This is a genomic window from Pradoshia sp. D12 (assembly GCF_008935075.1).
Classification (GTDB): Bacteria; Bacillota; Bacilli; order Bacillales; family Pradoshiaceae; genus Pradoshia.
Genome location: NZ_CP044545.1, coordinates 3,707,601 through 3,718,759, shown reverse-complemented (window position 1 = coordinate 3,718,759; position 11,159 = coordinate 3,707,601). Strand labels below are relative to the sequence as shown.

At 37.3% G+C, this 11,159-nt stretch carries 10 protein-coding genes and 1 pseudogene; 5 read left to right on the top strand and 6 right to left on the bottom strand.

From position 1 onward, the window contains the following. The first annotated feature begins 14 nt into the window (after positions 1–14). The 4 genes from F7984_RS17845 to F7984_RS17830 all read left to right on the top strand — a co-directional run bounded on the left by F7984_RS17845 (position 15) and on the right by F7984_RS17830 (position 3,649). Positions 15–725 carry a flavodoxin family protein gene (locus F7984_RS17845; RefSeq protein ID WP_140461876.1) on the top strand — a complete coding sequence of 237 codons (711 nt, stop codon included), beginning with the start codon at positions 15–17 and terminating at the stop codon, positions 723–725. A gap of 96 nt (positions 726–821) precedes the next feature. Continuing rightward, on the top strand, positions 822–1,025 hold the full coding sequence (locus F7984_RS17840) for a helix-turn-helix transcriptional regulator (RefSeq protein WP_140461875.1): 204 nt from the start codon (positions 822–824) through the stop codon (positions 1,023–1,025). Then, on the top strand, positions 1,022–1,429 hold the full coding sequence (locus F7984_RS17835) for a hypothetical protein (RefSeq protein ID WP_140461874.1): 408 nt from the start codon (positions 1,022–1,024) through the stop codon (positions 1,427–1,429). The genes F7984_RS17840 and F7984_RS17835 overlap by 4 nt, the downstream gene beginning before the upstream one ends. A 45-nt stretch (positions 1,430–1,474) precedes the next feature. Continuing rightward, positions 1,475–3,649 carry a peptidase domain-containing ABC transporter gene (locus F7984_RS17830; protein WP_140461873.1) on the top strand — a complete coding sequence of 725 codons (2,175 nt, stop codon included), beginning with the start codon at positions 1,475–1,477 and terminating at the stop codon, positions 3,647–3,649. 305 nt (positions 3,650–3,954) lie between these two features. Here F7984_RS17830 and F7984_RS17825 read toward each other — a convergent pair whose 3' ends face one another. After that, positions 3,955–4,275 carry an NUDIX domain-containing protein gene (locus F7984_RS17825; RefSeq protein WP_308810542.1) on the bottom strand — a complete coding sequence of 107 codons (321 nt, stop codon included), beginning with the start codon at positions 4,273–4,275 and terminating at the stop codon, positions 3,955–3,957. A 39-nt stretch (positions 4,276–4,314) separates the two neighbouring features. Next, positions 4,315–4,473, bottom strand: a pseudogene (locus tag F7984_RS17820) (IS1595 family transposase); the annotation flags it as partial. A gap of 145 nt (positions 4,474–4,618) precedes the next feature. Between F7984_RS17820 and F7984_RS17815 the strand changes: the two are divergent. Continuing rightward, entirely contained in the window at positions 4,619–5,062 is a 444-nt protein-coding gene (locus F7984_RS17815; RefSeq protein ID WP_139892095.1) for a CBS domain-containing protein, read from the top strand. 37 nt (positions 5,063–5,099) lie between these two features. On the opposite strand, the gene F7984_RS17810 is transcribed toward F7984_RS17815, so the two are convergent. From F7984_RS17810 to F7984_RS17795, 4 genes are all read right to left on the bottom strand, one after another. Continuing rightward, positions 5,100–5,705, bottom strand: a complete 606-nt coding sequence (locus tag F7984_RS17810) for a DUF3920 family protein (protein WP_140461872.1) — start codon at positions 5,703–5,705, stop codon at positions 5,100–5,102. Positions 5,706–5,954: 249 nt separating this feature from the next. Continuing rightward, entirely contained in the window at positions 5,955–6,566 is a 612-nt protein-coding gene (locus F7984_RS17805) for a hypothetical protein (RefSeq protein ID WP_192796825.1), read from the bottom strand. A 116-nt stretch (positions 6,567–6,682) separates the two neighbouring features. Beyond that, the gene (locus F7984_RS17800) at positions 6,683–9,499 is read right to left on the bottom strand and encodes a DEAD/DEAH box helicase (RefSeq protein ID WP_066105744.1); all 2,817 of its coding nucleotides are present in this window, start codon (positions 9,497–9,499) and stop codon (positions 6,683–6,685) included. After that, positions 9,486–11,102 carry an SWIM zinc finger family protein gene (locus F7984_RS17795; protein ID WP_140461870.1) on the bottom strand — a complete coding sequence of 539 codons (1,617 nt, stop codon included), beginning with the start codon at positions 11,100–11,102 and terminating at the stop codon, positions 9,486–9,488. Before F7984_RS17795 ends, F7984_RS17800 begins: the two co-directional genes overlap by 14 nt. Positions 11,103–11,159 lie beyond the last annotated feature (57 nt).

Below are 11,159 nucleotides of genomic sequence, written 5' to 3'. Positions count from 1 at the left end.
TAAGAGGTGAAAAGATGAAAAAGGTTTTCGTTTATATTGGTTCTCGAAATGATAATTCAATATTATACACATATCTGAATAGATTGATTGAAAATATCTCCTTACAAGATGAATCCATCAAATTTACTATTTATAAAGCATATGAAACAAATATCTTTCATTCAACAGGGTGCAAATCATGCTTTACAAAAGGGAAATGTCCTCAAGATCAACTTCATAATGATCGGATGGAAGAAATAAAGCGGGAATTACTTGAATCTGATTTTGTGATTTTAGCAAGTCCTGTATATTCACATAACGTGTCAGGAGATATGAAGGCATTTATTGATCGTCTTTCCTATTGGGGACATTTGTTTCGGTTAGCTGGAAAGCCAGGGCTTGTTGTTGCTTCTGGTGGAAATGGTTTAAACCATGTATTAGATTACTTAGAGAAAGTTTCAACCTATATGGGTATTATTACAATAGGACGAGTAAGTGCAATCTCAGGGGCAGAAATTAAGGAGGAGGATATTGCAAATAATACACATGCAATTCTCAAGCACCTTAAAGAAGAAATAGTAACTGAGAGTAATGATGCTTTAGAAGCTGCATTCCTTTCTTTCAAGTGGATATATGAGAATTATCCAGAAGACCATGTGGAGCATATTTATTGGAGAGAGAATGGCTTTTTTGAGTGCGATAGTTTTCAGGAAGTTCTAGATAAGAAAGTAAAGATACTAAAGTAGTACACCTTTACCATACTTCGGAAAGTTAGCTTTACATTTTAAAATGATTGTCATAATATAATGTTAAGTTAACTTTCCTTTTTGGGGGTGATTATTTTGAAAAATGACCTAGAAACTATGAGAAAACAGCGAGGACTAAGACAAGAAGAACTCGGTAGAATTTTAAAGGTATCGAGACAAACAATTGGGTCTATTGAAAATGGTAAATATAATCCCTCTTTAATTTTGGCTTTTAAGATAGCTCAGTATTTTGATGTAAAAATTGAAGATATTTTTTACTACGAGGAGGCGTCTGAATGAAAAGAAGTAAGTATACTCTTGGGATAAGTGGAGCCTTTTTAATCTTATTGGTGATTATATTAAGATTTACAACAGGATTAGATATTATTAGTTCAGATTTAATATTCATTGGTTTAGGTCTACTAGGTGCTATTTTACTTGCTATGGCATTATCCGTTGACTTGGATAGGTATAAGTCAGAAGAACAATTAATCGAAGAAAATGATGAGAGAAATAACCTTATTAGTATGAAAGCTAAATCAAAAGTGTTAAATTTAGTCCTTACTTTGTTCCCTTTAAGTTTGTTAATACTAGCAACTATGGGATTTATGAATAAGATATCATTCTTTAGTATGGTTATTGTAATCTTTTTCACTGTGGGGTACTATCTGTTTCAAGTTTCACAAGAGGGAAAGAAAATATAAATAAAACTATAAGAAAGTAAAGTAAGATTTCATAAGGAGATAATTATGCCTAAAAAAGTTCCGTACATTGCTCAGATGGAACATAGTGAATGTGGATTAGCTTGTTTAGCTATGCTATTGAAATTTTATGACCATCATCTAACCTTAGCTGAATTACGAGATGAATATGGCTCTTCTTCTAATGGTTACTCTTTTTTAGACTTATACCGAATTGCAACAGCCAAAGAGATGGTTGTTAAGGCATATCATATTGATATGAACAGCAATAAATTAAGCGAAACAAATTTTTCTAAGATTGGTTTTCCTTTAATACTTCATTGGGAAATGAGCCATTTCGTAGTTCTGGAGAAAGTAAATAAAAAATATTTCTTCATAGTAGATCCCTCATCTGGAAGAAAAAAGCTTAATAAGGAGGAATTCCTTTCTTCTTTTTCAGGTAGTATTTTATATTGTAAACCAAATGAAAAATTTAAAAAAAAACCTGCACAAAGACAAACGATTATATACCACTATTTACGCTCCGAAAAGAAGTTCATCACGTTAGCAATTTTCGTCACATTTTTAATTCAACTTATTGCAATGGGTATCCCCATTTTAACACAACAATTTACTGATAGAGTATTAGTAAATGCTACGAATCAGTTTATGTATATTTCAGGCTTCGCCTTAGCGTCTATATTTTTTTCGTATATTATAATATCAAATATAAGGGGATATTTAATTGCGCGGTTACAAAGTAAATTAGATTTATTTCTTATGTCCCGATTTATGACAGTCTTATTCAAACTGCCCTTCTTATACTTCAATAATAGAACAAGCGGAGACCTATTATTTAGGGCTAATTCAAATGCATTAATTAAACAACTTTTGTCAACTACGGGTATTTCAGTAGTTATTGATATTCTCTTGGTTTTTAGTTACTCCGTTATTATGTTTCAATACTCAGTTCAATTAAGTTTAATCTTACTTATTATCGGCCTGGTTATTATTGGATTTCTCGTTGTTAATACAAAAGTAATTCAAAAACTTTCAGATCAAAACGTATCTATTCAATCAGAAGTTCAATCTATTTTAGCTGACAGTATCCATGGAATAATAGATGTTAAAATGTTAGGGTTAGAAAACAAACTATTTAATACCTGGTATAAAAAGTTTACTAATCAAGTCACTATTAATCAAAAATTAAACCTATGGAATAGTTTTATACAGTCATTCACATCAGCAATACAAATGATTGTTCCTTTATTTATGCTCTGGATTGGAAGTATTGCTCTGAATAATGGGGAATTGACTTTAGGTGCCTTATTAGCCTTTAGTACAATTTCTGTTTCTTTTATTCAACCTATTGTCTCTTTAAGTAGCTCCTATACACAAATCTTATCAATTGGTTCATATTTTCAAAGGATTATTGATGTAATTGATACTAAGATAGAGGAGAGTAAAGACCAACGAAACTCTATAACAGGTGTGGTTGAATTTAAAAAAGTTTCTTTTCAGTATTCAAAGTTCAGTCAAGAGGTGATTTCAGACTTCTCACTAAAAATAAAAAAAGGAGAGACAGTTGCAATTGTTGGTCCATCAGGTTCAGGTAAAAGTACCGTTGCAAAATTATTATTAGGCTTTTATAGACCTACAGATGGCCATATACTAATAGATAGTATAAATCTTGAAGATTATGATAAAAATCATTTGAGAAAAAATATTTCAACTGTTTTACAAGAGTCAAGACTATTCAATAAAACAATATATGAAAATATAAGTATGTTTCAAGAGGATGTTACCATACAGGAAGTAATCAATGCTTGTAAAGAAGCTAATATATATGACGATATAATGAAATTGCCTTTGAATTTCCATACTAAAATTTCTGAAGATGGAAACAACTTTTCAGGTGGACAAAAGCAGAGATTATTAATAGCTCGAGCTTTGGTTAATAAGGCACCCATCCTGTTGCTTGATGAAGCATCCAGTTCTCTAGATTCAATATCTGAACAAATTATACATGAAAATTTGGCCGAGATTTCAGGTACCAAAATAATAATTGCTCATAGGTTAAGTACGGTAGAGAATGCTGATCGCATTATTGTTCTTTCTGAAGGTAAACTGAAAGAAGAAGGTACACATGCAGAATTAATTAGAGCAAAAGGATTATATCATCGATTATATCATTCACAAAATAATATATTATTAACTGCCGATCATGCAATGACCCCGAGTTAATAAAATTCTTTTCTATGAATGCTAACCTACTTATATTATGGATAAAAATACAAGTGGAAAACGAAAATGGTAAGTCCCTGAAAATTTTTTGGAATTTTATAAAGATATACATCCGTAGTTTTTTCGGGGGGATTGTTTTTTTAATTAAAGCTATGTTAAAGAATAATATTGATTTTTGCGATTTTGAAAGGGGGAACCCATATTCTCTGGGAGTTCCCTTGTTTTGAGTTATTAATTTAATAGGGATTGAACCTTTAAAGCAACTTCATTCGGTCTTACATCAATAGATGATAAACTTTCTATATCTACCCACATTGGCAAGTACGTTCCTCTATCTCTATTTTTTCTATGTATTCTTCACCTTGTCCAGTTCCAAAAGTTCCAGAAATAATTTCAGACAGTAAAAAGTATTGATTTCCGTTGAATTCAACTGCTGAAATGCACTCATTAACTTTTACTTCAACCCCTAAATCCTCTAATGCTTCTCTTTTAGCTCCAGCTTCTGGTGTTTCACCATTCTCTATTCCACGACCAGGGAAAACATAATAAATAGAACCATCCCTAATTCTTTGAATTAAAACAACCTTCATATTCTCTATTATTACCACCGAGCTTCTATTTCTCATAGATGATTCCCCTATCGTTCATAATTTGGAAAATTTTAATTACCCGAGTTTATCATAGGTCATTTCCGTTAAGAACATACAGCTTTCAATAATCATCTTACTGACAGTTGTATCAACATTACGGTGTTTGATTTGGTTTAGAAACTGTAACCAGCTCAAATAATGGTCAAGGTACTTCGTTGCCACGCCATTGAACCGATCTCATTTATTTATTAATTTAATATTCCAACTTCAGCAAGCTCTATTTTTGAAAAGATATTTTTTCTATTAGAAATAGAATTGAAATTATTGGTAAGATAACGGTAGATACATATTTTCTTATTACAGCCAGGAGGGATTTAAGGTGAAAGCAAAGGATTTCATGATCAAGGATGTAATTAGTTTAAATGAAGAGGCAAGTATTAAAACATTGCTGGAAGTTTTAATGAAACATAAAATCGGAGGACTTCCTCTGGTCGATCCAAACAATAAACTGTTGGGGATCGTAACAGATGGGGATGTCCTGAGATATATGAACCCAAAAGCCTTCATTTCCTCTTATGTCACTTATATAGAAGAGTTGGATGAAACCTTAAAATCAAAAAGTGAATCTCCGGTTAAAGCTATTATGAAGAAAAAAGTAGTCTTTGTTCGAGAAGAGGATGAGCTTGAAGATGTACTCAAGCTGCTGGCAACACACCACTTCAAAAAGATACCTGTAGTCAATGGAAATCGTGAGGTTGTGGGTGTAATTAGCCGTGGGGATATGATTCGTAAATTAGGCGAGTTACTACTTGAAAAATTGTAAGAGAAAGGAGGCTCATTCCTGAGTCTCCTTTTTATTTCTATTGGCGTACAATTGTTACGTAAAAACGTCCCCAGCAGCTTTGCCATAAGAAGTCGATATTTAAAATGGTGTTGATAGAGTTGCGATGCTTCTCAATCATCCTTTGGGCAAACATGTTAGCATCCCGTTCAACCCATTGTGATTGATAGCCATTTCTGCCTGTGTTGACATAAGGCGTATTATACTGCCTCTTCATATAGACACGCTGGTAGGCATGGCGAATTTCATGAAAGAGATCCTGTAGTAAAAACAGCTGCATAAGCCCGCGCTCGTATTTTTTGTTTTTTACCTTATGGTTAAAGGGAAATAATGCAATCTTACCAAGCTTATGGTATCCGCCCAATGTGCCATTTAAAGAATCCTCATAACACCAATCATCAATAAATTCCTTTCCATAATCGGTACGGTCTGCGATGACTTGATCTGGATGATCGTATATGGAAATGGTCATTCCTAAGTATTTATAATCGTCATAAAGTAAATTGAGTATTTGTTTAAGCTGGAAATCTGATAGGATATTTGAATGATTACGTAAAACTGTTTTCGCTAATCTGGAGGGGCGATTTAAGGTACTTTCAAGAGAGAGGTTTTCTTCTACGATCATTAATGTAAGCAACTCCTGTTAATTAATCTGGCTGTTTTAATTGGGCATATAACATGATATGCCAGGACCGTGACTATACATTCGCAACAAATTACTACATAAATGGATATAAAAATGTGGAAAAAGAAGGAATAATGTAGAAAAGTATACAACGAAGAGCAAATTTCGTCAAATAAGTGGTTTGACATTATTTAAAAGAGGGTAAGTAAATAAATTGCTTAAAAAAGGAAAGAGGAGAGACCCCTTTCCTTACTTATACAAATTGCTATCTTGATTGATATATAGAGTCGTTTCATAGTACATATCATCTCTATATTGATTGGATAATTCATCTTCAATAGTTTTATAGGTGAGATATGGAGCGGTTTCTGCCTGTACGTGTTTAATCTTTACTGGAGTAGAAATCTCCTGCTTGTCGCCATTCTTTCCGATCGTTAAAAATTTCACGTGTACGGTAGGTGATCCCTTTTTTAGATGCATTGAAGGAATTGCCTTGTCACTATCTGTATTCGTTGCCTCTACCTGTTCAATGGCCAGCCTCTCCTCAGGCTGTGAATCTAAATAAGCAAGTAAATATTCTTGTTTCCATTTTTCCTCATCGAGTGAATAATCATATTCAGAGATATTCGTATATAAGTGAAACGCAATGAAGCCAACTGCGGCCAAGGAAATCACTCTTATACCAACCGCAACACTGGATAAAGATCTCCGATCACGTATGACATGATAGAAAATAGCTATTCCAATGATTGTCCAACAGATCACCGCAATATACGTGAGCGGTGCATCAGCTAACTCTTGTGTCTTCTCAAAAGTTTGTACAACCTCTTTAAAACTCAGTTTTCTCACCTCTGTTTCCATTTCCTTTTACTAATAACTGTAAATTATTTTATTTGTTTAATCAATTTTTATTATTCCGACTCTAATAGATACAAAAAAGCCATCCCCTATTTTTTAAGAAGGGGATGGCCAAAAAGTTATCTTTCAAGCACCAGCAAATCCTTTAATTCATCTGAGGATAGCTCGGTAATCCAATTGTCACTTTGGACGATTTCATCGTTAAGCGATTGTTTTTTCTCCAGCATAACGTCAATTTTCTCCTCAAGTGTACCGGAGGAAACCATCTTATGGACATGTACAAAGCGCGTTTGCCCAATACGGTAGGCACGGTCGGTCGCCTGATTTTCAACAGCTGGATTCCACCAGCGGTCATAGTGAATGACATGGTTGGCAGCCGTCAGGTTAAGCCCTGTACCGCCCGCTTTCAGGGAAAGTAGAAGAATCGGATACTTGCCATCCTGAAAATCGGCCACCATGGTATCCCGTTGTTTTTTATTGGCGCTGCCGTTCAGGAATGGAACGACATGACCATAGCGGCGCTCAGCGATTTGCTTAATCATATTACCCATTTCAATGTATTGTGTAAAAATAAGCACACTTTCATCCTGTTCATAAATGATATCGAGCAATTCAATTAGCTTTTCCATTTTCCCGGATCTATGAAGAATATGCTTTGGTGCCTCTTCCTTTAGATAAAGGGCAGGATGATTACAGATTTGCTTCAGCTTGGTTAGCATCTGCAAAATAAGCCCTTTCCGTTCGAAACCGCTTAGTTTTTCAACTTGATCAAGCGTATCTTTAACAAGCTGTTCGTATAAAGCGGCTTGCTCGGTTGTTAGGCTGATAAACTCCTTTTGCTCCAATTTATCCGGCAGATTGAGAGCAACCTCTTCATCCTTTTTCGTCCTTCTTAAAAGGAAAGGCTGAATTAGCCTTTGCAGGGTGGCAATTTTATTCTTATCACCATTGCGTTCAATCGGTCCGGCAAAGTTTTTATCAAATTGCGTTAGTGAGCCAAGATAGCCCTTATTAATAAAATCAAAAATGGACCAAAGCTCACTCAGTCTATTTTCCATTGGAGTACCGGTTAAGGCGATATGATGAATGCCTTCAAGCTTACGGGCAGAACGGGATTGCTTCGTATGGGAATTCTTGATATTCTGCGCTTCGTCGAGCACAACAGCATTCCATTGCATGGATAAAAAGTCTTCCTCATCCTGATGAAGCAACCCAAAGGTTGTCAGAATCACATCGGCATTGCCAAACCCATCCCTAAACTGTTCACCCTTCATACGACTTGGACCATAGTGAAGATGGACGTTCATAGATGGAGCGAACTTTTCAAACTCCTTCTGCCAGTTTCCGAGCACAGAAGTCGGACAGACAATCAAGGATGGAGATTTTGCTGGACCATTCTTCGCCTCCACCGCTAACAGATAGCTGATGAGCTGAATCGTTTTCCCTAGACCCATATCATCGGCCAGACAGGCACCGAATCCATATTCACGTAAGAACATCAGCCAGCTCATTCCCTGTTGCTGATACGGCCGCAATTCGCCCTGGAAGGCATCGGGTACCTGGACAGTCGGGATATCCTGAAGTGAGTTGATGCGAGTCATAAAGCGTCTCAGGTCACTATTCAGCTCAAATTGAATTCGTGCGTAATCCCCTTCATTCTCATCCTCAAGCTCCTCATCCTGTGCGAACTCCTGCTGAAGTAAATCATTGATACGCAATCCTCGCTCATCTGCTTCCTTCTTCAATTCCTGCATGCGCCTCATTAAGGCAGGATCCAGTTTCACCCAGCGTCCTCTAATATAGACAAGCTTCCGTTTTTCCTCAACAAGCTTGTTAAATTCCTCCTCGGAAACCTCAGCGCCATTGACGGAGAAACGCCAATTATAATCGAGCAAGGCATTCATACCCACAAATGATTTTCGGCGGCTTGGCGAATTTTTCACTTTAGCCTTCATGGCGATTTTCGCATCCTTAATTGCCTGCCACCATGATGGCAATAGAATTTCTACGCCAAGCATATGTAGGACCTCGGAAGCATCCGTTAAGAAATCCCAGGCCTGATCCTCAGTGACAATATCATCAATCCAAGGGAAAATATCCTTCCAGCGGGCGATTTCCTTTTCAGCCATCTCTAAATGCCTTTTCCAGGCAAAAGGAATCCTATGGCGATCAGCCCATATGAAAAATTGCTCCTCATTTCGCTTGCCGCGCATAAACGGTTCTAGCTTCCATTGGTCAACCTCATCACCCGCTGCAAAATCAGGCTCGCTCAGGCGCATTCCCATAGAAAAAGGCAATTCATCTTCTTTAGCACCGGTCCATATTTCCCAACGGTCTCCGTCAAAGAAGCGGCTGAGTACCTTGGTGGAGATATTTTTTTCAGCAAACAAATCAAGCAAATCACCTACGCGATGATTGCCGGGACGGTCTTTAATCGCTTCATTTAACCATTCCTCCGCAAAGCGCCGAACCGTTATGGTTTGGATTCCGTCATGCTCGTGTCTGGCCATTTCCTGTTCCCAAAAGGAGTCCTGAAAGTCTTCGAGAATTTCCTGTGGGAGCGGGAAGGTAATGCCGTCTTGATTCCGATCGTTAAAATCAGGCATAACCGTTCCGTTTTCAACGGTTTCATATAAGGATTGGGCCAAAGCTAAACTAATGGATGCCCAATTGGACCAGGACCAATTAATAAAGCTATTGAAAGGCTCTTCTGCCAGCACCTTCATCCATTTATGGGCGCTCATGAGGACACCGCTTTTACCATCCAGTGTTTGGATATCCAATTTGGTCCCAAAGAAACTATCCGCGTCCCAAAGAAAGAAGCTTGTTGCCCACAATTCGGCAGGAACGGGCTCACCCTCGTCCGTTCCATAAATAAAGACGCGTCCGCCTTCAAGTAATTCAATTTGAATATGAAGAGTTTCAATCAGCTGCATCAATTAACTTTCCTTTCTTTAGTTCTTCCTGAAAAGCGCGTAATCGTTTATTATCGTCGCTGATGTATTCAATATAAGATTCCCAAACGTTTACGCGCTTAAGTTTTTTATAAATAGTTCTCAGCTTTTTTAAATAACGGACCGCTTCCCGGTAGGATGAACGATTTTTAGCCGCAATCAAATTAACTACCTGCAGATGCAGAATAGGAAGGAGGACTTCAGGCTGTTCCTTTTGAATTTCCTTCGTTTGATTGGACCATTCATAAAGGACATCCACACGCTCAGCAACCTGGAGCTCGACCCATTTTTTATACTCCTTCTTCTCATACAAATAGTGTGAATATGGAATAAGGGAGTAAGGGATAGTTTCTCTTAGAATACGCTCTTGCAAGTCGAATCGTTTGGCGGCTGAGCAAAAAGGACGAATAATTTGCAGGGCATTATATAAAAATCGAGTTCTCTTATACTCCTGAGTCTGATAATCATGTAAGTAAGCTTTAATATTTTTTGAGAAGAATTCAACAAAGGGAACCATTCGTGCATGTTCCTTTACATTATGCAGTTCCTCTAACACAAAGGTAAGGAAGAAGCAGGATATCGGACCAAGCTTATTTAAACATTCTAACGCCTGCTCATCCTTGCCATCGACCATATATATGTGAATCATCATCCAAAAGACCAACTCAATTTGCAAGGAGTCGGCGAGAGCCGGGAGCTGGTTTGACAAACGATCTATTTCAGCCCCGCGTTCTTCTTTTGTTGTAATGATATTTGTCCAAATCGTGCGATAGATATCCCAGCGATAATAGCCGCTTCCCATTTCACCGGTTGGCAAATTCTTTGTTTCATCAATCCAGGAATGGATAAACTCCTCTGAATCAAATGGACGGATAGAGGATTCAAACCGATGAACTTCATCCTTAAAGGCAAGGAACAGTTCGTGAATCATAGATTCCAGCAGTTCCTCCTGAAAGTGATCCTTCGTACTGCTCTGCAGATCAAATAAATGTACCAAGCCCATATAATAGGCAATGCTGCGGTATAAAGGCACCCATTGCTGATTGGAGGGCTCGCTGCGCTGGATTGCACGCTGATAATTAGAAGCAGAGCGGTTTATCCCGGCCATAAAGTAAGGAGGGATGGCTAACTCTTCCCGTGCGGAACGGATGAAAAATTCCTTCCAGGCACTGTATGTATGCTCCGGTTTAGAAGGCTTGCTTTTTTCTTTATATACTGGGCCATTTTTTAGTGATTCCTTTAAACGGAACATGGGGTCCTCTTTGTTCTTCCAATGATCCACCCATTCCGTAACGCTGGCCTCCTTACTGTAGGCAGCAAAAAATACAGCCAGCTGATGCCGGCATAAATCAATCGCGGGACAAGAACAAGAGCTATTGCTTGGAAAACTCAAATCCAAAGTGACGTTAACCTTTGTCACGTCCTGTACGACACCTTGAATAAGATCAGATTCGATTGATAGCTTTACCACTGTCCCTTGACGATAAAGAACAAGACCCTTCGAAACTAAATTAACATCATTAGTTGATTTAGGAGAGAGAATATCCGAAATTCGCTCCCCGTAGAATTTAAGTGCATCGTGCATATATCATTCTCCTTACGAGACAGTTTAACCAAGTTTAATCTTAATTGTAACAAAACT